This is a genomic window from Baaleninema sp. (assembly GCF_049974805.1).
Classification (GTDB): Bacteria; Cyanobacteriota; Cyanobacteriia; order Cyanobacteriales; family Geitlerinemataceae; genus Baaleninema.
Map to the genome: position 1 here is coordinate 2,495 of NZ_JBNGCO010000060.1, position 25,797 is coordinate 28,291.

The 25,797-nt window shown below is 48.9% G+C and carries 24 protein-coding genes, 1 tRNA gene, 1 pseudogene and 1 riboswitch; of the genes and pseudogenes, 16 read left to right on the plus strand and 10 right to left on the minus strand.

Annotated elements, in window-relative coordinates; translation table 11 throughout:
• Positions 1–595: 595 nt before the first annotated feature.
• Positions 596–1,945 (minus strand): cytochrome P450, encoded by a 1,350-nt coding sequence (locus ACP5D4_RS12695; RefSeq protein WP_428011991.1) that lies wholly within the window; start codon positions 1,943–1,945, stop codon positions 596–598.
• Positions 1,946–2,384: 439 nt separating this feature from the next.
• Here ACP5D4_RS12695 and ACP5D4_RS12700 point away from each other — a divergent pair, with 439 nt between their 5' ends.
• Positions 2,385–3,098 (plus strand): Uma2 family endonuclease, encoded by a 714-nt coding sequence (locus tag ACP5D4_RS12700; protein ID WP_428011992.1) that lies wholly within the window; start codon positions 2,385–2,387, stop codon positions 3,096–3,098.
• 10 nt (positions 3,099–3,108) lie between these two features.
• Here the strand turns inward: ACP5D4_RS12700 and ACP5D4_RS12705 are convergent, their stop codons facing one another.
• The 3 genes from ACP5D4_RS12705 to ACP5D4_RS12715 all read right to left on the minus strand — a co-directional run bounded on the left by ACP5D4_RS12705 (position 3,109) and on the right by ACP5D4_RS12715 (position 6,057).
• Positions 3,109–4,464 carry a serine/threonine protein kinase gene (locus ACP5D4_RS12705; protein WP_428011993.1) on the minus strand — a complete coding sequence of 452 codons (1,356 nt, stop codon included), beginning with the start codon at positions 4,462–4,464 and terminating at the stop codon, positions 3,109–3,111.
• Between the two features lie 79 nt (positions 4,465–4,543).
• Entirely contained in the window at positions 4,544–5,179 is a 636-nt protein-coding gene (locus ACP5D4_RS12710; RefSeq protein ID WP_428011994.1) for a restriction endonuclease subunit R, read from the minus strand.
• A 2-nt stretch (positions 5,180–5,181) separates the two neighbouring features.
• Positions 5,182–6,057, minus strand: coding sequence for a tetratricopeptide repeat protein (locus tag ACP5D4_RS12715; RefSeq protein ID WP_428011995.1), 876 nt, complete (start codon positions 6,055–6,057; stop codon positions 5,182–5,184).
• A gap of 204 nt (positions 6,058–6,261) precedes the next feature.
• On the opposite strand from ACP5D4_RS12715, the gene ACP5D4_RS12720 reads away from it, so the two are divergent.
• From ACP5D4_RS12720 to ACP5D4_RS12745, 6 genes are all read left to right on the plus strand, one after another.
• Positions 6,262–7,677: an aspartate ammonia-lyase gene (locus tag ACP5D4_RS12720; protein ID WP_428011996.1), complete on the plus strand. Its 1,416-nt coding sequence runs from the start codon at positions 6,262–6,264 to the stop codon at positions 7,675–7,677.
• Positions 7,678–7,741: 64 nt separating this feature from the next.
• Positions 7,742–8,023, plus strand: coding sequence for a hypothetical protein (locus ACP5D4_RS12725; RefSeq protein WP_428011997.1), 282 nt, complete (start codon positions 7,742–7,744; stop codon positions 8,021–8,023).
• A gap of 90 nt (positions 8,024–8,113) precedes the next feature.
• Positions 8,114–9,292 (plus strand): glycosyltransferase, encoded by a 1,179-nt coding sequence (locus tag ACP5D4_RS12730; protein ID WP_428011998.1) that lies wholly within the window; start codon positions 8,114–8,116, stop codon positions 9,290–9,292.
• Positions 9,293–10,085: 793 nt separating this feature from the next.
• Positions 10,086–10,182, plus strand: a riboswitch (TPP riboswitch).
• Positions 10,183–10,189: 7 nt separating this feature from the next.
• Positions 10,190–11,578, plus strand: coding sequence for a phosphomethylpyrimidine synthase (thiC, locus tag ACP5D4_RS12735; RefSeq protein WP_428011999.1), 1,389 nt, complete (start codon positions 10,190–10,192; stop codon positions 11,576–11,578).
• A gap of 70 nt (positions 11,579–11,648) precedes the next feature.
• Positions 11,649–12,968 (plus strand): three-Cys-motif partner protein TcmP, encoded by a 1,320-nt coding sequence (tcmP, locus tag ACP5D4_RS12740; protein ID WP_428012000.1) that lies wholly within the window; start codon positions 11,649–11,651, stop codon positions 12,966–12,968.
• A 26-nt stretch (positions 12,969–12,994) separates the two neighbouring features.
• Entirely contained in the window at positions 12,995–13,735 is a 741-nt protein-coding gene (locus ACP5D4_RS12745; protein WP_428012001.1) for a DUF5131 family protein, read from the plus strand.
• Between the two features lie 184 nt (positions 13,736–13,919).
• On the opposite strand, the gene mnmG is transcribed toward ACP5D4_RS12745, so the two are convergent.
• Positions 13,920–15,836 (minus strand): tRNA uridine-5-carboxymethylaminomethyl(34) synthesis enzyme MnmG, encoded by a 1,917-nt coding sequence (gene mnmG, locus ACP5D4_RS12750; RefSeq protein WP_428012002.1) that lies wholly within the window; start codon positions 15,834–15,836, stop codon positions 13,920–13,922.
• Between the two features lie 236 nt (positions 15,837–16,072).
• On the opposite strand from mnmG, the gene ACP5D4_RS12755 reads away from it, so the two are divergent.
• From ACP5D4_RS12755 to ACP5D4_RS12765, 3 genes are all read left to right on the plus strand, one after another.
• Positions 16,073–16,324, plus strand: a complete 252-nt coding sequence (locus ACP5D4_RS12755) for a UPF0175 family protein (protein ID WP_428012003.1) — start codon at positions 16,073–16,075, stop codon at positions 16,322–16,324.
• Positions 16,317–16,802, plus strand: coding sequence for a DUF3368 domain-containing protein (locus ACP5D4_RS12760; RefSeq protein ID WP_428012004.1), 486 nt, complete (start codon positions 16,317–16,319; stop codon positions 16,800–16,802). Before ACP5D4_RS12755 ends, ACP5D4_RS12760 begins: the two co-directional genes overlap by 8 nt.
• A 198-nt stretch (positions 16,803–17,000) precedes the next feature.
• Positions 17,001–17,234, plus strand: a complete 234-nt coding sequence (locus ACP5D4_RS12765; protein WP_428012014.1) for a nucleotidyltransferase family protein — start codon at positions 17,001–17,003, stop codon at positions 17,232–17,234.
• Between the two features lie 6 nt (positions 17,235–17,240).
• Here ACP5D4_RS12765 and rsmI read toward each other — a convergent pair whose 3' ends face one another.
• Complete coding sequence (rsmI, locus tag ACP5D4_RS12770; protein ID WP_428012005.1) at positions 17,241–18,089, minus strand: 16S rRNA (cytidine(1402)-2'-O)-methyltransferase; 849 nt, start codon at positions 18,087–18,089, stop codon at positions 17,241–17,243.
• A 96-nt stretch (positions 18,090–18,185) separates the two neighbouring features.
• On the opposite strand from rsmI, the gene ACP5D4_RS12775 reads away from it, so the two are divergent.
• A tRNA-Pro gene (locus ACP5D4_RS12775) sits at positions 18,186–18,259 on the plus strand.
• A gap of 57 nt (positions 18,260–18,316) precedes the next feature.
• Here ACP5D4_RS12775 and ACP5D4_RS12780 read toward each other — a convergent pair.
• Positions 18,317–18,628 carry a YiaA/YiaB family inner membrane protein gene (locus tag ACP5D4_RS12780; protein WP_428012006.1) on the minus strand — a complete coding sequence of 104 codons (312 nt, stop codon included), beginning with the start codon at positions 18,626–18,628 and terminating at the stop codon, positions 18,317–18,319.
• Between the two features lie 416 nt (positions 18,629–19,044).
• Here ACP5D4_RS12780 and ACP5D4_RS12785 point away from each other — a divergent pair, with 416 nt between their 5' ends.
• Positions 19,045–19,236, plus strand: a complete 192-nt coding sequence (locus tag ACP5D4_RS12785; protein ID WP_428012007.1) for a DUF2949 domain-containing protein — start codon at positions 19,045–19,047, stop codon at positions 19,234–19,236.
• 593 nt (positions 19,237–19,829) lie between these two features.
• On the opposite strand, the gene ACP5D4_RS12790 is transcribed toward ACP5D4_RS12785, so the two are convergent.
• Positions 19,830–20,000 carry a hypothetical protein gene (locus ACP5D4_RS12790; RefSeq protein ID WP_428012008.1) on the minus strand — a complete coding sequence of 57 codons (171 nt, stop codon included), beginning with the start codon at positions 19,998–20,000 and terminating at the stop codon, positions 19,830–19,832.
• Positions 20,001–20,223: 223 nt separating this feature from the next.
• Here ACP5D4_RS12790 and ACP5D4_RS12795 point away from each other — a divergent pair, with 223 nt between their 5' ends.
• From ACP5D4_RS12795 to ACP5D4_RS12805, 3 genes are all read left to right on the plus strand, one after another.
• On the plus strand, positions 20,224–21,306 hold the full coding sequence (locus tag ACP5D4_RS12795) for a mechanosensitive ion channel family protein (protein WP_428012009.1): 1,083 nt from the start codon (positions 20,224–20,226) through the stop codon (positions 21,304–21,306).
• Between the two features lie 183 nt (positions 21,307–21,489).
• Positions 21,490–22,485 carry a tetratricopeptide repeat protein gene (locus ACP5D4_RS12800; protein WP_428012010.1) on the plus strand — a complete coding sequence of 332 codons (996 nt, stop codon included), beginning with the start codon at positions 21,490–21,492 and terminating at the stop codon, positions 22,483–22,485.
• Between the two features lie 82 nt (positions 22,486–22,567).
• Positions 22,568–22,987 (plus strand): aspartyl protease family protein, encoded by a 420-nt coding sequence (locus ACP5D4_RS12805; protein ID WP_428012011.1) that lies wholly within the window; start codon positions 22,568–22,570, stop codon positions 22,985–22,987.
• A 60-nt stretch (positions 22,988–23,047) separates the two neighbouring features.
• On the opposite strand, the gene ACP5D4_RS12810 is transcribed toward ACP5D4_RS12805, so the two are convergent.
• Together ACP5D4_RS12810 and ACP5D4_RS12815 are read right to left on the minus strand one after the other, a co-directional pair.
• The gene (locus tag ACP5D4_RS12810) at positions 23,048–23,728 is read right to left on the minus strand and encodes a Crp/Fnr family transcriptional regulator (protein WP_428012012.1); all 681 of its coding nucleotides are present in this window, start codon (positions 23,726–23,728) and stop codon (positions 23,048–23,050) included.
• Between the two features lie 169 nt (positions 23,729–23,897).
• A complete protein-coding gene (locus ACP5D4_RS12815) occupies positions 23,898–25,097 on the minus strand; it encodes a GGDEF domain-containing protein (RefSeq protein ID WP_428012013.1) in 1,200 nt (399 codons plus the stop codon).
• Between the two features lie 401 nt (positions 25,098–25,498).
• Between ACP5D4_RS12815 and ACP5D4_RS12820 the strand changes: the two are divergent.
• A pseudogene (locus tag ACP5D4_RS12820) lies at positions 25,499–25,797 on the plus strand (hydroxylamine reductase); the annotation flags it as partial.

Genomic DNA, 25,797 nt, shown 5'->3' on the forward strand with positions numbered 1-25,797 from the left:
AGCGAAAGCGAAACCCAACAACCCCTATTTCAATTCACAATAAGCCGTAGGTTGGCTGAAGCGAAAGCGAAACCCAAAAACCCCCACTATTCACGACCGACATGGTCAGGAAATTTGAGGTCTTCATCGGCGCCCCAATCGAGCGGATAAATCCCGCGATCGACATACCGTAAAAAGCTCGATCGCTTCCCATCCTTCGGAGCCTTCACCAATCCATGTTTAACTGGATTAAAATGGATGTAATCTACATGATTCACCAAATCTGATTCATCTCGAATCTGATGTTCCCAAAACCGAGGCTGCCAGACGGCCTTTTTTCCTTTCTTCTGTCGCGAATCTGAAATGTAACCTTGATAAAGATTTAAATAAGCTAAGTAATAATACTGAGAAATGCGAGTACAGATTGAGATGGGGGAGAATCAGACACCGATCGCATAAACTCCGAAACGCTCTATTCATCTCTCGGTCAAAAATCGGCGATTTTACGGGAAGTTTGTAAATCTTTAAAGATTAGAGCAAAAACAAGTACGATCGACTGGCTCCGCCAGGGATTTCACCACTCAACGGAGCGAAACGATTCCCACATGCTACAGTCCTAAACCCTCTGCTGTGCTGGGGCGTTCTGCAATCGCGCCAGGGGGACGAACTCAACTTTCAAGCCGTCTTTCGGACAGGGGGTCGGAACCACTTTTAAACTGAGGTCTTGGTCGGGTAAAAGCGTCCAGTCGTAATCTCGCAGCAACTTAACCGCCAGTAACTTCATTTCAAGCCGTGCGAATTCTTTCCCGAGACATTCCCGCATTCCGCCGCCAAAGGCGATATGGCGAAACGGGGGTTTGTCCTCAGCGCGATCGGGGGCGAAGCGATCGGGATCGAAGCGATCGGGATCGGTGAAATAGTCGCTGTTGCGATGGGTCGAGCCGATTTGATAGGTGATGTTCCACCCCACAGGAATCTGATAGCCGCCATAGGTCAATGCTTTGATGACTTTCCGAAAACCACCCCCCACGGCGGGGATAAAACGCAAGACTTCTTGCATCACCTGTTCGAGATAAACCATCTCTTTTAATGTGGCGGATGTCAGCGATCGATCGCGAAATTGCTCTTGCTCTTCTCGGGCGCGATCGCGGACTTCTGGGTATTGAGCCAGCAACATGACCATCGACACCATCGACGAGGTAAGGGTTTCGTGTCCGGCGAACAGCAACAGTAAGATTTGTTCTTTCAGTTCTTCGAGACTCAGACGGTTTCCGTTTTCATCTTCGGCGGTGAGGAGTAATCCCAGGGCGTCCGTGTTGCTGCTGGGTTGTTGCTGTCGCTGGTGAATGATGTCTTCGAGTAAGGCTAATAGTTCCCGTCGCGCTCGTTTGGCTTTTCCGAAATTCGTCCAGGGGAAATTCCAGGGAATGGAGAACAAACCGCCGCACCAGGTTTCAAAGAGATGACCGAGATCGGTACGAGAACCGTCATCGAGACCCACGAGCAGTTTGGCGGCGACATCGAAGGTATATTGGCGGAGTTCGGGATACCAGGTTAGGGTTTTTCGATCGCGCCACCGTTCGATGTAGCGATCGCTGATTTCCAGCATGGTCGGGATGTAGCTTTCCAGGGCGCGAGGCTGAAAGGCTTGAAACATCAAGCGGCGGCGATGGCTGTGAATCTCTCCGGTTTGCAACGCCAGGGAGTTGGCGCCGAGAAGCGCCCGCGTACTGGGCGGCCAAGTGACCTCGAAGTGGCGATCGCGATCGCCGAGAATTAGAGGGTTGGCTTCGCCGCCTTGGATGTAAACGGTGGCTTGACCCAGTATTCGGGTTTTGAAAATCGGACCGTAGCGTTCGTGTCGGCGTTTTTGGAAGTCGGAATCGCGGAAAAAATCGAGGGTTTCGCCGATAATTGGCAATCCTAGATTACCGGGAGGAACGGGATAGGTTGTTGAATGAGTCATGGTCGATCGCGTAATTTGTGGGGCGGTTTGCTCTCTTTAGGATACAAAAAAGTGGATCTTCTGAGATTAGGGTGTAATTTGTTGATTTGAATACAAAATCTGGGATGGGGCGCATCCCCCCTTCGCCCCCTATCCCCCACCGGGTATGAAATTCGCTTATTCAAACTCAGGAAATCCAAAAAAGTTTTAAAATTCCAATATTTGCTCAGTTGTAATGATGGGATTTTAGGTTGGCTTGATGGATAAAACTTAATAGCGAGTCTATTGGGTTTCGCTATTGCTCTATGCAGCCGATGGCGTCCACTATAATTTAAAATAATAAAATCTGCCCTAGCTCTGCATTTTTTTGATAATTTTTTGCTAGAAAAACTCTTTTTGGGATTGATTTTATCGAATCGATCGCCTATAATAAAAAACAGGAAAGCACGGCAACTTCACTATGCTGAATTACGATCCTCGTCAATGTTTGCCTTCCTCCGCAGAACTCCCCGATTCTGACGATACGCCTGTGGATAATGAGTTACAGAACCTCGTCCCCAATCTCCTCGAAGCTATTTTGGCACTGGCGTGGAGCGATCGCGAGGATTGGTTTTTCGCCGTGGATATGGGAATTTACTACGCTCCCGGGGAATCGGCGATCGTTCCCGATGGCTTTCTGTCTCTGGGCGTCGAACGGTTTATCGGGGAAGGGGGACGGTTGAGTTACGTTTTCTGGGAAGAACAGGGAATTCCGCCGATTTTTGCCCTAGAAGTGGTTTCTAAAACCTATGGCGGGGAATACGAACGAAAAAAAGTCGATTACGCGAAATTGGGAATTTTATATTACGCCATTTACGTGCCTGGGCGAACCCGGCGCGATCGCCAACCGTTAGAGGTTTATCAGTTAGAAAATGGCGAGTATCGACAGCTTTCAGGAAATCCTGTTTGGTTGCCAGAAATTGGTTTGGCGTTGGGGCGCGATCGCGGAACCTATCTCGGACGAACTCGCGAATGGTTGTACTGGTACGATCGCCAAGGAAACCGACTTCCCACGCCGGAAGAATTGGCACAGCGAGAACGCCAACGGGCGGAAATTGCCAGTCAACGCGCCGATCGACTGGCGGCGAAACTGCGAGAATTGGGTATCGATCCCTCTGAATTGGAGGGAGAATAATTCCGCCGAGTCAAAGCGGCTCAATTCCGAGAAATTCACGAATTTCCTGCGCCATAATTTCTAAGTCTTCTCGGGGGAAATCGTAGGCAAAACGCCGTAAAAACACCCCTTCCCAAATACACAGCATGGATATTTTTCGAGGGGCGACTTTTTTAGATTTTGATGATAATAGAGTTTCCACTTCTACTAATTCGATATCGGAGGTGTTTCCATATTTTTTATAGTAGGTAATGCCCCAGCAACGCCAGAGAAATAAAAACCGCTCTCGATCGATAATCAGCCAGCGTTCCGTACCCAACCCCACCGCGAGAATCGCCCCGACTCCGAAGAATATCGCCAACGTCAGTAAAGTTATCGGATAAATACCAATAATGATGGCAAAAACCAGCGAAAGTGGATACAAAAGCGCCACCCACATTAGGTTAGGAGAGGCGGGAATCACATAGGCTAAATAGTTAGAGTTTTCCTGAGAGACTAATCCAAAGGGTTGGTGAGAACGCCGCGCAAAGGAATTGGTAAAGTCGATGGTTTCGATATCCAACGTCACCGATACCTGTTCCGTGCGATCGAGGGCGTCGATCGCCTCCTCCGCACAGATAAACCGATCCTCGATCGACGGTTCGAGTATCTTTTCTAACCAATCGCCAAACTCGGGAGAAACCCGAATTCGATCGCGAAACTGGAGTTTCAAGCGTTTTTGCGGAAACCAATCCGGCGATTTCCCCGACAGTAAAAACAACGCCGTGGCGCCTAATCCATACAAATCTGACGCCGCACAGACTTCGCCGCGAAACTGTTCGTGCGCCATGTATCCCAGCGTTCCGACGAAGGTTCCGCCTCGGGTGAGGGTGTTGCGATAGACATCCTGAACCGCCCCGAAATCCACTAAATACACGCTTCCGTTGTCGTCGCGAAGGATGTTTTGGGGTTTGATGTCGCGGTGAATGACGGGGGGATGTAAATCGTGGAGATATTGTAATATCTCTAAAACGTTTCGCACAATGCGTTTAACTTCTTTTTCCGTGGGTTTCCAACCTCTTTCGATGAGGGTGGCGAGGGAGGTTCCGGGGGCGAGTTCTTGAACCAGGTAAAACCGTCGATCGCCGTCGGTATCGAGTTGAAATCGCGCCAGATAGTTGGGGATGTTGGGATGGTTGAGGTTGGCGAGAACTCTCGCTTCGCGATCGAACAGTTCGACGACTTTCCAATCTGTCACCCGCCGCAAGGACACCACTTTCATGGCGATTCGGGTTCCGTCGTGGGTGTCTTCGGCTTCGTAAGTCGTTCCCATTCCACCGCTTCCTAATACACTTAGGATACGGTAGCGATCGGCGACGATGTCGTTGGATTCGTGTAAGGAACTCATGGGTTTTCAGGGTGGGTTGAAGGATTCACCACATCCGACAGTGAGAATATGGAGAATCCATCGGTTTTGAAAGACTGTTTTATTCTTCAATTATCAGACGGGAGAGATGTTTTAATATCTGTAAGACGGTATAGAGTTCGTTGCCGGGGTTGCGCGTAATAAATACTTTGGAAACGGCGTATTGCCAAGCTTGGGATTTCAGGAGTTTGATGAATGCGAAACTGCCTCCCGTTGAGATTAAACCGTATACGGGACGTTCGGGGTGGGGATTTCCCATCATGTAGGCAATCAGTTGTGCGAGTCCTTCTTCGATGGAAAAAGAGGCTTTCTTGGATTCGATCGCCATCACCCAAAATTTATCTTTGAGAACGAGGGTATCGATTCGTCCTTTGACGAGGGTATCTTCGTCTTCGACGAGAAACTCGATGGGTTCTTCGGAACGAACGTAAAACGGCTGTAAATAAAAGTCGCCGATAAATAAAATCGGATCGAGAACGGACATCCGCACGACATCTTCGAGTAAGGGCGGATAGTTCAATAAATTGAGATATCCCGCTTTAACTTTATCGAGAAGCTGTTTTTCTGTATCTGAAAGTTCCGGTAAATCCGTTTGCCATTCTGAGAAAAATGCTTCGTCTTCTACGAGTTCGAGATGAAAGGTCTCGATGAGTTCGCGAAGATTGGTTTTTTGAGCGAGAATCCTGCGAGTCACCATCGTTATGTCTCCGAATCAGAACGGTCTTCGTAGGCGTCGAATTGCAGTAGGTGATGAAACGCCGATCGATCCTGTAACGAGGCTAAATCCGGATCGTTTAAAGCCCTGGGAATAAAGATTTTCGGGGCGAGGGAAATCGCCCGTTTCAACGCCTCCAACGCCACTTCTACGTCGTCCGTCAACGCCGCACAACAGGCTTGGTTGTACCAACTGTAACCATCTTCAGGATCGAGATCGAGACAACTATCGTATTGCGCGATCGCCTGTCGGTAATCCTTCATCTGGCGGTAGGTTTCCGCTAACTTATACCGCGTCCAAAAATCTTCAGGATCGCGACGCAACGCCTGACGGTAATTGACGATCGCATCCTCGTACTGTCCCAATTGTCGCAAACAGTCGGCTTTGCGGAACCATCCCCAAAAATCTCGCGGGCGAATTTCGATCGATTCCTCGTAACTCGAAAGCGCCGCCCGATATTCTCCCAAATACCGCAACGCATCGCCGCGACGGAACCACGCCCAATAATCGTGAGGGCGCAACCGCAAGGCTTTATCGAAACTGGCGATCGCGTCGTCGAACTTTTCTAACTCTTCCGACAACACGCAACCTCGGTTGTACCATACCCAATAGTCCCGAGGGCGTTGTTCCCCGGCGCGATCGAAACTGTAAACCGCTTCCTCATAATCCCCCAACTCCACGAGAACGTTTCCCCGTTCGTACCAACTCCAATAGTCGTGAGGGCGGGCGAGAAGGGCGCGATCGAAACAGGCTAACGCCGCCGTATACTCGCCCTTATCGGCGAATTTCTCCCCTTGGTGATAGCACAGCCAGTAATCTTCCCATCGCGATTCCAAATACGGCGTGAGACGACTACTCATTAGATTCACGCTTGGTTTCCCCCTTTTTCAACACACAGCGAACAACACACAGCGAACACCACGCAGCGAACCGCCAACTGGAGAGCGATCGCGCTGGGTTCGATCGATCGTCTGGTTCTATTGTCGTCTAAAGAACTCGATCGAAACGACTGCGTGAGAAGATAAACCAAAGAGAAACCCGAGACCAACAGTTGGCAGCCTGAGATGACAGACTACCGCACAGAAAAAGACTCAATGGGGGAACGCCAAATCCCCGCTAACGCCTACTATGGCATTCAAACCCTACGGGCGACAGAAAACTTCCCCATTAGCGGACTCAAACCGCTTCCCACTTACGTCGATGCGTGCGTTCTGATAAAAAAAGCCACCGCCACCGCCAACAGCGAACTCGGCTGCATTCCCCAAGATATCGCCGAAGCCATCGTTAACGCCGCCGAGGAAGTTCTCAACGGACAGTTTCGAGAACAGTTCGTGGTGGATGTCTACCAAGCCGGGGCGGGAACCTCTCACCACATGAACGTCAACGAAGTTCTCGCCAATCGCGCCTTAGAACTTCTCGGAGATGCCAAAGGAAACTACAGTCGCGTCAGTCCCAACGACCATGTAAACTACGGACAGTCTACCAACGACGTGATTCCCACCGCCATTCGCGTCGGGTCGTTGTTAGCCCTCGATCGCATTTTCTTCCCCGCCTTAGACGCGGCGATCGCATCTCTCCATCGCAAAGCCGACGAATTCCAAAACATCGTAAAATCCGGGCGCACCCACATGCAAGACGCCGTACCCGTGCGCTTGGGGGAAGTCTTTCGCGCCTGGGGGACAATTTTAAGCGACCATCGCCGCCGCGTTCAATTCGCCGCCGAAGATTTAAAAGTGTTAGGCTTGGGCGGAAGCGCCTCGGGAACCGGACTTAACACGCACCCCCGCTATCGTTTCCGCGTCGCCGAATTACTCTCGGAATACATCGGACAATCCTTGCAAAGCGCCCCTCACCTCATGGCGGCGATGCAAAGCCTTTCGCCGTTTGTCAGCGTTTCGGGAAGTCTCCGCAACCTCGCCCAGGATTTGGTGAAAATTTCCCACGATTTGCGTTTGATGGATTCAGGTCCGAAAACGGGATTGAAAGAAATTCAACTTCCTCCCGTTCAACCGGGTTCCTCGATTATGCCGGGAAAATACAATCCGGTGATGGCGGAAATGACCTCGATGGTGTGTTTCCAGGTGATGGGATACGACCAGGCGATCGCCCTCTGCGCCCAAGCGGGACAATTAGAATTAAACGTTATGATGCCCTTAGTGGCTTACGATTTAATTCACAGCATCGAGATTCTGGGCAATACGATTTCCGCGTTGAAGACGCGCTGCATCGACGGAATCACCGCCAATGGCGATCGCTGCGCCGCCTACGCCGAAGGAAGTTTAGCCCTCGTGACCGCCTTGAATCCCCATATTGGCTATCTCAACGCCGCTGCGATCGCTAAAGAATCCCTCGAAACCGGGAAATCCCTGCGTCAACTGGTGTTAGAGAAAGGATTGATGGACGAAGCGGAGTTGGCGAAGGTGTTGGATTTAGACGAGATGAGTCAACTTCCCCCTTCCAAAGACGAACTCAACGATTAAGATCCCGGTAGGGGGGCGAACCATCTGCGCCCCTACCTCCCTGTCGCGTTCCGTTAAAACTCCCATGCAAAGCCAATATACAGAAACCCAAATTACCTTTTCCTACGAAAACGGACACGAAGAATCCTTCAGCGTTCCCATGACGCCCCAGGAAGTTTACCAACAGTTACAACTGGCGGTGGAAATGCCGTTGTTGACCTTTCACCTGTACGATCGCAGCGTGACTATTCGGTTCGATCGCGTTCTCAAAGTTGAAGTCTTCCCCGCTTTACCCGAAATGCAAGGAGACGGCGTATTCCCCAACGCCCAAGTCGTCACCGCCATGCGCCGCGCCACACGGCGATGAGGGGATGATGAGATGAGGGGATGATGAGATGAGGGGATGATGAGATGATGAGATGATGAGTATCAACCTTGTCCCCTTGTCCCCATCGCTATGAAACTCTTCGTCGAAGGATGGCGATACATCTCCCAATCCTATGCCGTCGTCAACCAATTCCAACTTCTCGAACTCCTCAAGCGTCCCCACGTGAACCTGTTTCACCGGGAAATGCCCTATTTACAGGATTGGAAACCGACGGCGGGGTTGTTGTCTCCGGCTGAAGAAACGGCGTTACGCCGCATTCCCGAACCCTCCGGCTACGCCGATGTGTTGTTGCGGATGCAAATGCCCTTTAACCTCAAACCCGCTTCTGAAGCCAGTCAAACCGTCGTGTTCGGACTGACAGAGTACGGAAAGGTTCACAACGCCATGTTGTCGGCGATGGGGGTTTCGGATTTCAAACAGGCGTACCGCGATACGGATACCGTCATCGTTACTTCCTCGGAATGGTCTCGTCAAGGATTTATCGCCAGCGGCGCCGAACCGAGTCGGGTGGTGGTGGTTCCCCTGGGGGTGGATACGCAGCGGTGTCGTCCGCTTCCCCCAGAGGAACGTAAAGCTTTGCGTCGGGAATTGGGAATTGAGGATTATTTCCTGTTTCTCAACGTTAGTTCGTTGCACCCGCGAAAGGGAATTCGTCCGCTGTTGAAGGCGTTTTCTCGGGTGGTCGATCGATACCCCGAGGCTAGATTGGTATTAAAAGGAACTTCTTCGCTGTACGAGTCGCAGAAATACGTTATCGATGGGTTAAAAGAGACGTTGACGCCCCAGGAACGGGAACGCACGCTGCCGCGAATTGCCTATATTGGGAAAGATTTATCGTTTGAGGAAGTGATTCGACTGCACCAAGCGGCGGATGTTTATGTTTCGCCCTATTTAGCCGAAGGGTTCAATCTTCCGGTGTTGGAATCGATCGCCTGCGGAAATCCGGTGATTTGTACGGCGGGAGGTCCGACGGACGATTTTACGCGATCGAACTTTGCGTTACGGGTTGACAGTCAGCCGATTTGGACGACTCTTTGTAACGAATCCCGTTTGATTTTGAATCCCGATATTGAGAGTTTAGTGGCGGCGATGGAACGGGCGATCGAAGATTCTGTTTTTCGAGAGACTGCACGGCGTTCTGGCGTTAGGTTTGTTGCAGAGAATTACACTTGGTCAAAAACGGTCGATCGCCTGTTAGGGGTGTTTTCTTCGTCCATGACGGCTTTTGCTGATGTGGTTCCCGTTTAACTTGATGCTCTCGCCGAAGGAGACTTTTGAAAAGCACCCCCAATACGCAGAGTTCAGAAGGGCAAGGTGCGTTCCGGCGTCGCTCTGGATTTGGGTTTTAGCGAAAATATCGAACTGGGGGAAACGCACCTCACTCGCGAGTAATTTGAGGGATTTATCGTCGTTTTCAGTCGGTAAATTTTAGTGTTTTGAACTCAATATTTGGGTCTTATGAGATTACAGTGTAATTTTCTATAGCGAACATAAAAATTGGGTAGCGGCGAAGATTTGCACCCCAATAGCAAGGGGTTTGACCGGAAATACAACCATCTTATAAACTCAACTTCAGAAGGTATAATATTTTTGAATTCTTAATTTTATATCAAGTCTAAAAAATAACGAATATTTCTATAATAGTTAATATTAAATTGCGAAATTTACAAAATTTCGGTGACTCGATCTGACGACATGAAATTTACTTTTTTAATTTAAACTTCAATTTAATCTAGATATTTAAAGTATATTTATTTTAGTGTATTTTTGTTTTTTTTTACAAATTTACAATAAAATTTAAAATAAAGGTCGATCGAACCGCTTTAAAACATCCATCGCTATTGAGTTTCGCAAAGCTCAACCCAACCGACAGCTTACGACATCTAAACCTCAAACAGACCTCCCCAAAACCCGGTCAAATCCCAACTTCACCCCGGTTCCCCTCTCCCCTTCTTCCCCGATCCCCCGCTCCCTGGCCAAAAAACTCCCGCTACGCATTTCCACGGAAAAAATGCTACAATTCAACACTTAAGTTCAACACTTAACGAGCTAGGGGTGCCTGAGTCGTCAGGCTGAGATTACACCCTTAGAACCTGAGACCGGTTAGTACCGGCGAAGGGAAGCTGTTCTTTGAGGAAATTCAATATGCGTACAGACTGGGTAGCTAAGCGACGCGGGCAAAGCAACGTCTCTCAGATGCACTACGCCCGTCAAGGCGTCATCACTGAAGAGATGCAGCACGTCGCCAAACGGGAAAACCTACCCGCCGAGTTGATTCGCGACGAAGTGGCTCGCGGACGGATGATTATTCCCGCCAACATCAACCACACCAACCTCGAACCGATGTGTATTGGTGTGGCGTCCAAATGCAAAGTCAACGCCAACATCGGCGCGTCGCCCAACTCCTCCAACATCGATGAGGAAGTGGACAAACTGAACTTGGCGGTGAAATACGGCGCGGACACCGTCATGGACTTGTCCACCGGCGGCGGCGACTTAGACACCATCCGTACCGCTGTTATCAACGCTTCCCCGGTTCCCATCGGTACAGTTCCGGTGTACCAAGCCCTCGAAAGCGTCCACGGTAACATCGAAAATCTGACGGCGGACGATTTCCTGAACGTCATCGAAAAACACGCCCAGCAGGGTGTGGACTACATGACGATTCACGCGGGAATCCTCCTCGAACACCTGCCGTTAGTTCGCAACCGCATCACGGGGATTGTCTCGCGCGGTGGCGGTATCCTGGCGAAATGGATGCTGCACCACCACAAGCAAAACCCCCTCTACACCCACTTTGACGACATCATCGAAATCTTCAAAAAATACGATGTGTCGTTCAGTTTGGGTGACTCCCTGCGCCCCGGTTGCACCCACGACGCCAGCGACGAAGCGCAATTGGCAGAGTTGAAAACTCTCGGACAGTTGACGCGCCGCGCTTGGGAACACGACGTTCAGGTGATGGTGGAAGGCCCCGGTCACGTGCCGATGGACCAAATTGAGTTCAACGTCAAGAAACAAATGGAAGAGTGCAGCGAAGCGCCTTTCTACGTTCTCGGTCCGTTGGTGACGGATATCGCTCCCGGTTACGACCATATTACGTCGGCGATCGGTGCGGCGATGGCGGGTTGGTACGGTACGGCGATGCTGTGCTACGTCACGCCGAAGGAACACTTGGGTTTACCGGATGCGGAAGACGTTCGCCAAGGGTTGATTGCGTATAAGATTGCGGCCCACGCGGCGGATATTGCCCGCCATCGTCCTGGTGCGCGCGATCGCGACGACGAACTCTCGGCGGCGCGGTACAACTTCGACTGGAACAAGCAGTTTGAGTTGGCGCTCGATCCCGATCGCGCTCGGGAGTACCACGATGAAACGCTTCCGGCGGATATTTACAAAACCGCTGAGTTCTGCTCGATGTGCGGGCCGAAGTTCTGTCCGATGCAGACGAAGGTGGATGCGGACGCGCTGACGGAACTTGAGAAGTTCTTGGCTTTGGAAGAGGCGAAGAAGAAGGAAGTGGCTAAGGCGTAATCGTCAAGATTTAGGGGTGAGCGTTGCTTGCCCCTATCATTGCAGAAAACATTACTTTGGAAACTGCACAATGAACAAGCAACTTTCATTATTTGATAACGATCCGAACGCCCAAAGAGATTTTTTTACACGGAAACGTGAATGGTCAGTGGCCAAGCATAGGATTATTTTAAAGTATTTACAGGCAAGTTGTTATAATTTAGCGGCCTTGAGCGATACCATTAACTACATCGATGGATTTGCAGGAAGTGGAGAATATGAAGAAGGTGCGATTGGTGGCATCGAAGAGTTTATTAAAAATTCTCCTTTCTGGAAAAGATACGAACCCAATTTTTCTGATAAAGACGGCTCTCCGATAATTGCATTAAAAACATCTCGAATTCTCCAGGCAGAGCAGCGGGTAAATTTGCGATGTTTTTTCGTTGAAGAAAACCGAGAAAGAAATCAAAAACTTAGAGATAAGTGTTCTGCTGTAGGAGAAGGACTAGGTTATAAAATTTATCCCCCCTCTGGATTTGAAGAAATATTAGATAACTTAATGGTAGACCTTGGGCAAGGGTTAAGTAAACCTTGCCCTTCTCTCTTTTTTCTAGATACATTTAGTCCGAATGGAGTAGGTTTTGAATCCCTTAAAAGGATTGCGGAATATCAAATAAATTTTGGCGGCGAATTATTTATTCTTTTTCATAATGGCTACTTGTCTAGGCAGGTTGGAAATGCCATGTCAGAAAAATGGAAACAACAAGGAAAAACAACAGGAGATACCTTTGCCAAAAAAGTAGATTCTTTTTTTGGTGCATCCTCTAAGAAAGCTTGGAGACAAAAATGGGAGGAAATTAAACGAACAGACAGTCCTCCTCAAACCTTTGCAAAATGGGCGATCGAACATTACAAACAAAAACTAAGAGATGAATGTAGTTTTAAAGGTGTTGTAAGTTTTGAGATTAAAGAAGAGTTTAATTCTGTCGCGCCTAAATATCATATTATTGCTTGCAGTCGGCATCCTGAAAAAGCCTTTGGCGTACTCTTGAACGATCTGGTTTATGAGGAAAACAAAAGTTTGTTTTTTCGAGACAACTTTAATCAAAACCTTTCTGAGTTTTTGGAGCAAGATTGGCAGAGAGAAAACCAAGACCAGTTAAAAATACTAAAACCTCATATTACCCGTATTCTAGCGGATATCTGCTCTGAATGGACTTTATTAGATGATGCCATGACAAGACTGATTTTAACGCTCGATCGTGAAGGTATTTTATCTATGGGTAAACTGAAGCGAAAGCAATATCGATCTGAAGTATTTATACCGCTTTACCAGAAAGGCATCTTAGAAGCTGAAACAGTTGGAAAACAGGGTTTACCGAGATTAACAGATCGAGTGCGAGTAAGGTAAAATAGAAAAAAGTACAAAAATTAGTGATGTCTGCTAAATCAACCATTGAATGGACAGAATCGACTTGGAATCCCACCACGGGATGCACCAAAATTAGCCCAGGATGCTTAAATTGCTATGCCGAACGTTTTGCCGAACGCTGGCGTGGAATAAAAGGACATCCTTACGAGCAAGGTTTCGATCTTAGAGTGTGGCCAGATCGAGTCACGATGCCTTTGTCATGGAAAAAGCCTCGCCGGATTTTTGTAAATTCGATGAGCGATCTATTTCATGATGAGATTCCGCTCGATTTCGTGCTATCTGTATTTCGTGTCATGAAAGAAGCTCACTGGCATCAATTTCAGTTGTTGACCAAGCGTCCTGAAAAGATGTTGGAAGTGGCTCAGAAAATCGATCGCTGGCCGTATAATGTTTGGGCGGGTGTTAGCGTTGAATCTCAAGCTTGGAATTGGCGATCGGATGTTCTCAAACAAATTCCCGCTCAAATTCGTTTTTTATCTTGCGAACCGCTACTCGGTCGTCTTGATTTAGATTTGCAAGGAATTCACTGGGTAATTGTTGGTGGGGAATCTGGACCGGGTGCGCGTACTATCCAAATTGATTGGGTCAGGGAAATCCGAGATCGGTGTTTAACATCGGGTGTTCCTTTCTTTTTTAAGCAATGGGGTGGAGTTCAGAAAAAAAAGAATGGACGCACGCTCGATGGTAGAACCTGGGATGAATTTCCTGTTCTAGATAAAGCTGGAAAAGTTTGCGTGCATCAATGATTTAGTTTTTGATAAAAAGTTGAAAAATTCTAATTGAAAAGAGGTAAAGAATGAACGCAACGCTCGATCGCCTGTTTGCATTCCGCGATCGCGCCTAAGTCAACAGCGAATAATGTGGGCGGTGCGTGACGATCGATCCGTCTCGCGATCGACACCCTATTTTTCAAGTCACGCACCCTACGATTTATTTCCCAATCCCCACCGTTTGCTTGCGATGGCGGGTTTCGAGGTAAATCAACAACGCATTCACGTCCGCCGGATTCACCCCGCCGATACGCGAGGCTTGACCGATAGTCATCGGACGCACCTTCGAGAGTTTCTCCCGCGACTCCTTCGACAGCGTGTCAATGGCGTCGTAATCCAAATCCGCCGGAAGCGGACGGTTGGCTTCCCGACCGATCTGGTCGATTTGGTTTTGCTGGCGTTGCAGATATCCCGAATATTTAATGTCGATTTCCGCGCCTTCTCGTTCCGCCAACGCGAGATCGGGATTTCCCAACCCGAATCGATCGAGATCCACATAATGGAACTTGGGACGGCGCAACAACTCCGCCAGCGTCGCCGAACCCTTAATTCCCTGTTGCGTTTCCTCGATGATGCGCTGTCCGATTTCGTCGTGTTGCTTGACGCGGGTTCCCTGCAACCGTTCCTTTTCCGCCGCAATGTTGGCTTGCTTGCGTTGGAACAGTTCCCAACGGCGATCGTCAATCAGACCGATTTCTCGTCCCAACGGCGTCAAACGGCGGTCCGCATTGTCCGATCGCAACACCAAGCGATACTCCGATCGAGACGTTAACATCCGATAGGGTTCCCGCAACTCCTTCGTACAAAGGTCGTCGAGTAACGTACCGATATAACTTCCCTCCCGGGGGAACACCAGCATCTCTTGACCCCGGACGAACCGCGCCGCGTTGATTCCCGCCACGATCCCCTGCGCCGCCGCTTCCTCATATCCCGTGGTTCCGTTAATCTGTCCCGCGCAGAACAGACCCTCCACTTTCTTCGTCATCATCGTGGGGAAACACTGAGTCGCCGGAAGGTAATCGTATTCCACCGCATAGGCCGGACGCAGCATCACGCAGTTTTCCATCCCCGGCAACGTCCGCAACATCCGCAGTTGCAGGTTTTCCGGCAGTCCCGTGGAAAACCCTTGAATGTAGAGTTCGGGGAAATCCCGACCTTCGGGTTCGATGAAAATTTGGTGACTGGGTTTGTCGGCGAAGCGAACGATTTTGTCCTCGATACTGGGACAGTAACGGGGTCCTTTGGAATCCACCCAACCGCCGTAAACCGGGGACAGTTCTAGGTTGTCTTGAATAATTTTGTGGGTTTGGGCCGTCGTCCGGGTCAGATAACAGTTCATCTGTTCTCGTTCCACCCAGGCGTCCGGGTCGAAACTGAACCAGCGCACCTCTTCATCCGGCGGTTGCGGTTCCATTTTGCTGTAATCGACCGATCGCTTGTCCACTCGCGCCGGGGTTCCCGTTTTCAGTCGATCGACCTCAAACCCCATCTGTTGCAGGGTTTCCGTCAGTCCCACGGCGGCGAACTCTCCGGCCCGTCCGGCTGGCATGGATTTGTTTCCCACCCAAATCACGCCACCGAGGAAGGTTCCGGTGGTCAGAATCACCGTTTTGCATTTGAAGGCGACGCCGAAATAGGTTTGAACGCCGATGATTTCGTCGTTTTTCCCCAAAACGATGTCCGTCACCATGCCTTCGCGCACCGACAGGTTTTCCTGGTTTTCCACGATGCGCCGCATGATGGCAGCATACTCCCGTTTGTCCGTTTGCGCCCGCAAGGCCCACACCGCCGGTCCTCGCGAGGCGTTGAGAACGCGCTTTTGTAGGTAGGTGCGATCGGCCATTTTGCCGATTTCGCCGCCGAGGGCATCGACTTCGTGGACTAACTGGGACTTCGCGGGGGCGCCGACGGCGGGGTTGCAGGGTTGCCACGCGATTTTATCTAGGTTCAGCGTCAGCAACAGGGTGCGGCATCCCAGTCGCGCCGAGGCGAGGGCAGCGTCACATCCGGCGTGTCCTGCCCCCACGACGACCACATCAAATTCGTCTTGGAATTCTACGGGGGTATTGACGGTCATGGTCTCTGTGTTGGGTTGGTAACGGTTGGGTTGGCAAGGGGTGAGTCTTCTATTTTAACGGCTAAAATTGAGGCCAGAGTTGGGGAGTTGGTAAGGGATGGCAACGACGAGGCGGGGAATCGAACTCAGTTTTGAGGAATTTTTGGCGTATTGCGATCGCACTGAGGGTAAATTCGATCTTCAACTTGAAGACCTTTATTAAGATATCGATTTAGATTGAAATTGCAATCCCAAAAATGACTAACATTACCATCGAATTTTCAGATAAACTGTGTGCTGCACTGCAACTTTCCCCCGATCGCCTGGGCGATGAAATTCGCCTCGCAGCGGCGATGAAGTTGTACGAATTGGGTAAACTCTCATCAGGAGCTGCTTCCGAACTGGCTGGAATTCCGAAACCCGTTTTTCTCTCCAAACTTTCAGATTACGGAATCGATACGTTTGATTTAACTGAATCCGAACTGGCTGAGGATGTATTGAATGCCTAATGTCATTACCAACACATCGGCCATCCAGTATCTCTATCAAACTCAATTGCTCGATCTACTCCCAACCTTATACGATCGTGTTACGATTCCTCAAGCTGTTGCTGACGAACTGTCTGAGGGTAGAAAGTTAGGTGTTTCTCTTCCAAATATTTCGGATTTGCCTTGGGTGAACTTCGCAACACCTCACAATTTATCTGTATTGCCGGAATTTCCTAGCCTCGGTTTAGGAGAGCGGGAAGTTATCGCTTTGGCAATGGAAACTCCTGATGCTTTAGTTGTATTAGATGATAATCTCGCCCGAAAAGTGGCAAAGCAAATCGGCATACAGTTGACGGGAACCTTGGGAATTTTACTCAAAGCGAAGCAAATGGGAGATCTTCAGACTGTTCGTCCAGTTGTGGATCGATTAGAAGAACTGGGATTTCGAGTCAGTACGTCAATGCGATCGCGTATCTTAAACTTTCCCGGGGAACAGTAAACCCCCACCAATTTCGTTTTTTTGTAAAAACCAACGGAGCGAAAATAAGATGTAAAAAAACTAAAAATTCAGCATGAAATATCAATTTAATTTTACCATAAAAACTCTATTAAAAAATAGAAATTAAAAAATAGAATTCTCATCGATCGATCTCAACTCGAACAACTCTGCCAGAAGTAAAATAGAGCCAAACTTTCGCTGTTTAGCTCTATTTTACGAGAAGACTTTAACGAAAATAGTGATATTGATATTCTCGTGGAATTTCAGCCAGGATACGTTCCTGGGTTTGGGTTTATCGATATTCAAGACGAAATTCAAGACGAACTCTCGAGATTGTTCGATCGAACCGTCGATCTCAATACCCCAGATTGCTTGAATCCCTACTTCCGCGATCGCGTTTCACCTGAAGCACAGGTGTTAAATGTCGTTTAATCGGGTTTAATCCTCGATCGTCAACGCCAACTGATAAAGCTGACGGCGAGACAACTGAGACGATCGCGCCAACTCTCGACTGGCTTGGGAACGCGACAACCCCGACGCCATCAACTGCTGTAACTCCGCCTTCAACGCCTCCTCCGACAACACCATCCCTTCCGCACTCGCCCCCGCCACGACGATCGTATATTCCCCTTTCGGTTCCCGTTGTTGGTATAGTGCGATCGCCTCCCCTAACGTTCCCCGCCAAATCTCCTCAAACCGCTTCGTCAACTCTCGCCCCAAGGCGATCGATCTCCCGTTCCCCAGCACCGACGCCAAATCCGCCAGCGTTTCCCGCAGTCGATGGGGGGCTTCGTAAAAAATCAGCGTTCGCACCTCTCCCGACAACTGTTCCAACCGTTCGCGGCGTGACTTCCCCTTCGTCGGTAAAAACCCTTCAAACGTAAATCGATCGCACTCAATACCGGAAACGCTCACCGCCGTAACACTGGCACTCACCCCCGGAATCGGCACCACCGGAAGCCCCGCTTCCGCACAGGCTTTCACTAACTCGTATCCGGGATCGGAAATTCCCGGCATTCCCGCATCCGTCACCAGGGCGATCGCTTCTCCCCGCTGTAGGCGATCGAGAATTTCCGGAATCCGCTGCGATCGATTGTGGTGATGGTAAGCAATCTGAGGCGTCGCAATCTGGAAATGTTGCAACAACTTCCCCGTATGGCGAGTATCCTCAGCCGCAATGACGTCAGCAGCGTTCAGCGTCGCCACCGCACGAAACGTCATATCTTCAAGATTTCCGATGGGCGTTCCGACAACGTACAGCGTTCCCGGTTGAAGGGGGTTTGACACGATCGAGGGCTGAGATTTCAAAAAAAATTTCCCAAAAAGCTGTCTTCAGTTTCGATCTTGTGATATCTTGTTTGTGTTAGAATAGTCAACCCAAGTCGGGATGTAGCGCAGTTTGGTAGCGCACTTCGTTCGGGACGAAGGGGCCGCTGGTTCGAATCCAGTCATCCCGATTCAAAAAGGGCGGTGTCACAACCGCCCTTTTGCTACATCTTCCACACCAGCATCGGCTAAGACAGCGAATTATGTTCGCTGAGGAGCTTTTCAATACGAGCTTCGTCGAGCCGGGACGTAATCCGCTTCGATTCGTGAAGATCGCGAGTGACTTTCGCGACGTTCAGCGTCGAACCGACGGAAAACAGCATTCCCATCCCTAAAAACGCTTTCTGCCAGTTGTCGATGGGGAGATAGAAAATTCCCACCGACGTGACAGAAATCGAGAGGATAAACGACGTCCAGGTTTGGAAGATCCAGCCACTACTATGCAGTTTGGGGATGTTCTCCATCTCTTTCATGGCACTTTTCTCTGTCTGGGAGTACATTTTCGCCCAGCTTATCCGCATTTCATAGATTCCTGGCGGAATCTGCGGACAGTTTGCTAAGTGGTTAGCAGTTATCTGCGTGATGTCACTTATGCCTTTAGAAGGATTGACAATCCTTTAGAGAAGGTTAAAAAAAACTTGTAATTCCTGTAACGAATTCTGTCGGAAATAATCGCTGAGATTGAAAAAACTTAACGATGAAACTGAAGGGAAATCGTAGCGGTCTCCAAGAGTCTGCAATCTAGGTAGAGCGGGGATCGCAGGATATAACTGCATTTGAGAGGTCGAAGCCTTTGACGGGCGATCGCCCCATCGAGCGATCTAGATCACACTCAAAAAGTTATGTCGATCGCAGATTGGGGATACAATTCAGCGCATAGTATTAGTGTTGCACGAACGGGTCGGAAGTAAAAAAAATGAAATTTAACAAACTCGCGAAATTAATCCGCTTTTTACAAGACGATTTGTCAATTCCCGCTACGTCTATCGATTTAGCTCTGCGTCGCGGCGAAAACTCCCCCAATACCTTTTCAATGGTCTTGTGGCAGTACGGCTTGATTACGATCGACCAGCTCGATCGCATCTTCGATTGGCTCGAAACCGCCTAAATCGAGTCTCGGACGAATTCTCGAGAATTTTCTCGATCGATTCCCATGCGAGAATCAGAAGGTGAAAGATTTGAGACAACGCCACGTTTCCCCCAATCCCGATCGCGCCGACAGGAGTGTTCGGCCCGACGATCGCGCCTTCGAGTCACGCCGCCGTCCGCTTTACTGCAAGCTTCGTGCGTTACCGCACAGACAAAATCGACCCTTCCGAGACAGACGCCCTTTCCGAAATCTCGTGCAATAGCAACAGAAACGCTCTCTCGTCCGAACTCGGCCTTCTTACCCCGTCCGCTACGGTATCGGGGTTTTTGAGTACCCGTTTGGCAAAATCAAACGACTTCACTGCATGTTTAGGGTCTCGATCGCGCAGCGATGGCGCAACTGGACTGCAACCCGACAGGGAGGCGGGGGATGCCTGAACCGTTCGGCCGCCCCCACCATGTCGGAAAACGACAGGAGGTCAGGGATATCAGGTCGATCGCGATCGAGCGATGCGATCGACCGTTGAGTGAATTTGCCCTTGCATTGGCGCAGGATATTGGATAAACGTTGCGTGACGTCGAGAACGAAGCGAACACGCCAGGGACAACGTACTAGGTGGTTTCTAAATTCCGTTCGATTTGAACTAAAACGTCAAAAACTAATTCGACTGCTGCGGTGAGATAGTGCTTGATTTTCACAGTGTTAGGCTTCTCAGAAAATTCGACCGGGGTGTTTTGGAGTGACAGCTCAGATGTCAGATTCCGATCTTTTGTCGTAGTCATGGTTTTCCGTCTTTTACTTGACTTTTAACCGAATGGCTCTTTCTACTATAACATACATCATGTGTATTATGTACTAACAATGTATTCGCATTGTATGCAGCACGAGTTTGAGAATGCTAGAACTCAGGCTAGATATGGGTTCTAGCACCTCGAAGGATGGCGATCGCACTGCGATCGTCGTCTCTCAGTGTTAAAATTCCATGACATTCAGGAAAAACGAACTATGTCAGGTCAATTCTTCCAACTTCAATTTCTAGGAAATACAGTCCTAGATTATTTGATTGCTGTCGGCATTGTTGTCGTCGGATTTATCGTCGTTCAAATTGCAAAATCCCTCGTTCTGAAAAGTATAAAGAAATGGGTTCACCGAACAGAAAGCGACCTCGATAATTCCTTCATCAAAATTCTCGAACAGGCGTTAGTTCCCGTTCTCTATCTGGGCGTCTTCTATTTGGCGATTGACGGTTTAATCTTGCATCAGATTCTCGATCGAGCCGTCGATGTCGTCTTTACAATTCTGTTTACGATTATCGTCATTCGAGCCATCGTCGCCCTAATCGAATACGCCCTGCTCCTATATGGGATCAAAGCAAAGAACCCGAATATCCAGCCAACGCTGCAATCGCTCCTCCCTGCGATTCGCATTGTCGTCTGGGCGATCGGACTGATTTTCCTCCTCGACAACCTGCAATTTAACGTCTCTGCGATCGTGGCGAGTTTGGGAATTGGGGGGATCGCAGTTGCGTTAGCCGCCCAAGGGGTGTTACAAGACCTGTTTAGCTACTTCTCCATCCTGATCGATCGCCCCTTCGAACTCGGCGACTTCATCATCGTCGGCGACTATATGGGAACCGTCGAACACGTGGGGATCAAAACCACCCGCATGAAGAGTTTGAGTGGCGAACGATTGGTTCTCTCCAACACCGATTTAACCGGATCGCGGATTCGCAACTACAAACACATGAAGACGCGACGCATCGTCTTCAGCATCGGCGTCACCTACGAAACGGGACTCGACAAACTCGAGGAAATCCCCAACCTTCTCAAAGCCATCGTCGAAGCCACGGAAAACGTGACGTTCGATCGCGCGCATTTCGCGTCCTACGGGGATTTCAGCCTGAATTACGAAGTCGTCTACTACGTCAACAGCAGCGACTACGCTCAATATATGGACGCCCAACAGCAGATGAATTTCGAGATCAAACGCGCCTTCGACGCCCGCAATATCGACATTGCTTATCCGACTCAGGTCATTTACTACAACCCAGCGGCGCCTGTCGATGGAGTCACGGCGAACGCCAATTAAACCCCGACTCGAACTTTAGATTATTTTTAGATTTCCATCGAAACACCCTGGTTTCTCTGAAGGGAACCGGGGGTTTCTCTATCTGTGGGCTTAGTTAGTATCGGGGAAAGGCGTCGCGATCGCAACCCCCCATTGTTCTCCCGAGGATCTACCATCAAAGCAAAACGACGTTCGATCGCCCCGATGAAACCCCGTTTCGAGAATCTCATCTTCCTCACCAACTTGGCGATACCCAGTTTGGCGATAACCAACTTGGCGATACCCAGTTTGGCGATACCCAGTTTGGCGATAACCAGTTTGGCGATAACCAACTTGGCGATACCCAGTTTGGCGATCGCGACTTTCGCGGTGACGCATCTCGCTGTCGCCGAGGAAGTTTCCCCCACCGACGCCGTAAACGACTATCTGCGGGGAATTCGCCACTACGAAGCGGGAAACCATCTCGAGGCGATCGACGCCTTCACCGCCGCCATTACCCGAGATCCCGCTTACGCCGACGCCTATGTCTATCGCGGATTTGTCTTCTACCAACAGGGAAATTTCGAGGCGGCGTTTTCCGATTTTTCTAACGCCATCGCCCTCGATTCCGGAAATCCGACTCCTTATCTTTATCGAGGTTTAATTCGCCACGAACATCGCGACGAATCTCTCGAAGCTCTCCTTGAATTGACCGAAGCCATTCGACTGGATTCCGACTCGCCCGACGCCTATCTCGTTCGCGGCGACATCCAAAGCGACCTCGGTAATTATTCCGGAGCGATCGCCGATTACAATCGGACGTTACAACTCGACAGTCGAAATTTTAACGCTTACTTTGGCTTGGGATTTGTGCGTTGGCAAAGTGGAGATGTTCAAGGTTCGATCGACGCTTACAGTCGAGCGATCGACCTCAAGCCCAACGACGCCATAACCTACTTTAATCGCGGCGTTGTTTATGCAGAATTCGAGAAGTTTAGAGAGGCTTTATCAGATTTCAACCATGCCATAGAACTCGATGAAACCTACGCCGATGCCTACTTTAACCGAGGCGCAATTTTAAACAACGAATTTCAAGAACGAGACCGGGCAATTCAAAACCTAGAAAGGGCTGCCAGACTTTATAAAGAGCAAGGAAATCGCGAAAAATACGAACTGACCCTAGAATACATTGGCGCGATCTCGGCTTGGGCAGAAACCTGATATAAATGTATAATAACATTACATATTCTTGAGCATAAAATTCAAAATAGGTAAAATAATGAGAATCCTAGAACGAGGAACAATGGGGCAAGTTACCACAACTGTAACAATTGTCAATCGTCTCGACCAAGGTGCAGCCAAACGAGGTTTAATTTCTCACGATCGCATCCGAAGCGTAACCTTAGAAAACCTCTTAGTCGATACAGGGGCGACCACCTTATGTCTTCCCAAACCCGTTATCGAAACCCTCGGTTTAGACTTACTCCGAGAAGTCACCGTTCAAACCGCAACCGGACTCGAAACCGCTCGCATTTTCCAAGATGCGAAAATCTCCGTTCTGGGACGAGAAGGAACCTTTGATTGTTTGGAACTTCCCGGCGGACGCGATCCCTTACTCGGCGTGATTCCCCTGGAAGCCTTGGGTATCGAATTAGACTTACAAAAACAGGAATTAGTCTTACTTCCCACCGGACCCGATCGCAGTTATATGACGATTTATTGATAGGATCTGACGATCGATGGACAATCTGGCGATCGATCCCCAATCCGCCTCAAAAATCCCCTAAATCGGCTTGTCCCCCGCCGCCAACCGTTCCAACCGGGAGCGATCGCGCAACGTCACCTCAGCTCCCTCCACGTCGATAATCCCCTCCTGAGCCAGCTTAGCGAAGGCTCGCGAGAGGGTTTCCGGAATCGTCCCCAAAAACGCCGCTAATTGACCTTTCGTCACGTCTAATTTCACAATATCGGCATTATCCGAGCGATCGCTCAACTTCAACAAATACACCGCCAGACGATTGGGGACTTCCTTAAACGACAAATTGTCAATAATTTTGGCGAAACGGCGTAAATGTCGCGACAACGCCGCCAGCAAGTTCAACGCCAACGTGGGATGCTTCTGAACCAACGCCACGATCGAATCTTTCGGGAAAAATAACAACTCCGTTTTTTCCACCGCTGAGGCTGAAGCGGGGTAATCTCCCCCATCGAACGCTGGAAGTTCCGCAAAGCGTTCTCCTTCCTCGAACCAGTGTAAAATCTGCTCTTTCCCATCAGGAGAGGTTTTAAACACCTTGACTCGTCCCGATTTTACGATAAAAAAGCCTTTGCACTCGTCTCCCTCGAAAAAAATCGGCTCTCCTCTGCGATACTGCTGATGTCGAGCAATTTGAGCCATCCATTCTACTTGTTCCGGGGGAAGTCCTTCAAACAACCCCGTTTGAAAAATCGTGCGATCGTCCATTCTGTGTTCCTCAAATTGGTTGAACGGGTTGAGCGATTTGGAATCTTGAAAATTCCAGATTACTCGAAAAATTGCAACGTCATACGGAATCCGAATTTCAAATACTGGTTTTTATGTGGTGAAGACGTATTGAAACCTAGCTTATCGGATGCGGATTCCGTATCAGACGCTATTTTTCTTCCTTGTCCTTCTCTTGTATCGTATTTTCTAGCGCGTTCGGATCGATCGCGACGATCGTTTTATTGCGTCCCGTGGTTTTCGCGCAATACAACGCTTTATCGACGGCGACGATTAACGCTTTTATCGTTTCGCCATGTTGCTGAAACGTCCCCACTCCCAAACTAATAGTATGGTCGATCGAACCGTTCGATGAAGGATTTTTTTCGACAGATTGCCTCAGTCGTTCTGCAATTAAAAAAGCCTCATCACAACTGGTCTTCGGTAAGAGAATCAAAAATTCTTCTCCACCCCAACGGCTGAGATAATCTCCTTTTCTTAAATGAGTCTCGAGTAATCCCGAGATGTTTTTCAAAACAATATCCCCCATATCGTGACCGAAAGTATCGTTAATTTGCTTGAATCGATCGATATCTAATAAAATTAATGAAAAACTCGTTTGATATCGAAAAAATCGAGACTCTTCTTTATTTAAAAAGACGTTCATTGCTCGGCGATTGAGCGTATTCGTTAAAAAATCGAAATTGGCGCGATTTTCTAGCTCTGAATAAAGACGCTGGACGACCATCATCATAAACCCAGCATTGCGCAAGTGGTCGGAAATTAGGATAGAAAAGAAAGTCGAACTATTGATAATACTAGAATGAAATAAATGCTGAACCCCAGAAAACGGAAGTACAAAAGCACGAAATAACAAAACTATAGAATCTAAAATTAGAACAAATGCTGTAAAATATGCGGTTTTTTTAAAATGGCATTCTCTACTTAAAAATAAATAATAAGACGCAAAAATTTGCGCTGCAATCACAACAGTTAGTAGCCATATATTTCGAGTCACAAAACTGGGCTTTATATAAGTGAAATAAAATTGTACAGGAATTTGAATTCCGATTAAAAACAACCATAAAAATCGATATTCTTTCCGTTCCACAAATCGAGCAATTCCGAGTACATAAAACACGCGAGCAGCAACGATAAAAATATTCCCCAACAAACGTAAAATTAAAAATTCAGGATAAAACCATCGGATCAGATAAAACAAAAAAGTCGCTGCCGATAAAATTGTGCCAATTGTATAAACAAGAATACCGCGACATCGCTTCGTGATAAGTAAAAGAAAGACTAAAACGATCGCGTGCAGCAAAGACGAGATGCTGACAACGAGGGACATGGTGGCGATATCGATAGTCATGAAGAAAAATAGCGTTCAACGCCAGTTAGGAAGATCGATCGATATATAGCTTAAACGTAAAAACAGCGATCGCGCAGCCTGAATCTGTATTCGATCGTATTTTTCCATCGATCTAATAAAGATAGAAAAAGCCATAAAAGTCAAAACAGACAGGTTCGTCTCAAACCGCCCACAATCTCAATAGAGAGAAACCAGCTATCTAGACAATTCCGCCTTGCAGATGTCCCCGATCTTCCTAGAACTCCCTAGTTTCAGGACATTAGCCGAAGCGAGATGCCCCCCACAGTCCCCCATCCGAGACCCCTTCCGAGAAAAACTTCCCTCCCTTGATTTAAGTCAAGGACGCCCCGGCTCTCCACTTCGTAGAGTAAGCATAGACCGAACAAGAGGAAATAAACACCGTGTTCTGTACCCAATGCGAACAAACCACCCGAGGCGAAGGTTGCTTTACCTGGGGAGCTTGCGGAAAAAGCCCCGACGTAGACGCCCTGCAAGACCTCCTCACCCACGCCCTGCGGGGATTAGCCGAAGTCGCCGTCACCGCCTATCGCCACGGCGTTCGACAAGCCAAAGCCGGACATTTCGCCTGCGAAGCCCTTTTCGCCACCCTCACCAACGTCAACTTCGACGAACATCGCTTCATCGAATACATCCAACAAACGGTTGACATCCGCGAATCCCTCAAAACCCTACTTCCCGC

What these genes read in the sequence shown, in the direction of transcription:
- ACP5D4_RS12695 (WP_428011991.1), bottom strand. Translation starts at nt 1,945, where the DNA reads ATGACTCATTCAACAACCTATCCCGTTCCTCCCGGTAATCTAGGATTG.
- ACP5D4_RS12730 (WP_428011998.1), top strand. Translation starts at nt 8,114, where the DNA reads ATGAAACTCTTCGTCGAAGGATGGCGATACATCTCCCAATCCTATGCC.
- ACP5D4_RS12700 (WP_428011992.1), top strand. Translation starts at nt 2,385, where the DNA reads ATGCTGAATTACGATCCTCGTCAATGTTTGCCTTCCTCCGCAGAACTC.
- ACP5D4_RS12800 (WP_428012010.1), top strand. Translation starts at nt 21,490, where the DNA reads ATGAAACCCCGTTTCGAGAATCTCATCTTCCTCACCAACTTGGCGATA.
- ACP5D4_RS12785 (WP_428012007.1), top strand. Translation starts at nt 19,045, where the DNA reads ATGAAATTTAACAAACTCGCGAAATTAATCCGCTTTTTACAAGACGAT.
- ACP5D4_RS12795 (WP_428012009.1), top strand. Translation starts at nt 20,224, where the DNA reads ATGTCAGGTCAATTCTTCCAACTTCAATTTCTAGGAAATACAGTCCTA.
- ACP5D4_RS12760 (WP_428012004.1), top strand. Translation starts at nt 16,317, where the DNA reads ATGCCTAATGTCATTACCAACACATCGGCCATCCAGTATCTCTATCAA.
- mnmG (WP_428012002.1), bottom strand. Translation starts at nt 15,836, where the DNA reads ATGACCGTCAATACCCCCGTAGAATTCCAAGACGAATTTGATGTGGTC.
- ACP5D4_RS12810 (WP_428012012.1), bottom strand. Translation starts at nt 23,728, where the DNA reads ATGGACGATCGCACGATTTTTCAAACGGGGTTGTTTGAAGGACTTCCC.
- thiC (WP_428011999.1), top strand. Translation starts at nt 10,190, where the DNA reads ATGCGTACAGACTGGGTAGCTAAGCGACGCGGGCAAAGCAACGTCTCT.
- ACP5D4_RS12805 (WP_428012011.1), top strand. Translation starts at nt 22,568, where the DNA reads ATGGGGCAAGTTACCACAACTGTAACAATTGTCAATCGTCTCGACCAA.
- ACP5D4_RS12815 (WP_428012013.1), bottom strand. Translation starts at nt 25,097, where the DNA reads ATGACTATCGATATCGCCACCATGTCCCTCGTTGTCAGCATCTCGTCT.
- ACP5D4_RS12705 (WP_428011993.1), bottom strand. Translation starts at nt 4,464, where the DNA reads ATGAGTTCCTTACACGAATCCAACGACATCGTCGCCGATCGCTACCGT.
- ACP5D4_RS12755 (WP_428012003.1), top strand. Translation starts at nt 16,073, where the DNA reads ATGACTAACATTACCATCGAATTTTCAGATAAACTGTGTGCTGCACTG.
- ACP5D4_RS12745 (WP_428012001.1), top strand. Translation starts at nt 12,995, where the DNA reads ATGTCTGCTAAATCAACCATTGAATGGACAGAATCGACTTGGAATCCC.
- ACP5D4_RS12790 (WP_428012008.1), bottom strand. Translation starts at nt 20,000, where the DNA reads ATGACTACGACAAAAGATCGGAATCTGACATCTGAGCTGTCACTCCAA.
- ACP5D4_RS12715 (WP_428011995.1), bottom strand. Translation starts at nt 6,057, where the DNA reads ATGAGTAGTCGTCTCACGCCGTATTTGGAATCGCGATGGGAAGATTAC.
- ACP5D4_RS12710 (WP_428011994.1), bottom strand. Translation starts at nt 5,179, where the DNA reads ATGGTGACTCGCAGGATTCTCGCTCAAAAAACCAATCTTCGCGAACTC.
- ACP5D4_RS12780 (WP_428012006.1), bottom strand. Translation starts at nt 18,628, where the DNA reads ATGTACTCCCAGACAGAGAAAAGTGCCATGAAAGAGATGGAGAACATC.
- ACP5D4_RS12720 (WP_428011996.1), top strand. Translation starts at nt 6,262, where the DNA reads ATGACAGACTACCGCACAGAAAAAGACTCAATGGGGGAACGCCAAATC.
- tcmP (WP_428012000.1), top strand. Translation starts at nt 11,649, where the DNA reads ATGAACAAGCAACTTTCATTATTTGATAACGATCCGAACGCCCAAAGA.
- ACP5D4_RS12725 (WP_428011997.1), top strand. Translation starts at nt 7,742, where the DNA reads ATGCAAAGCCAATATACAGAAACCCAAATTACCTTTTCCTACGAAAAC.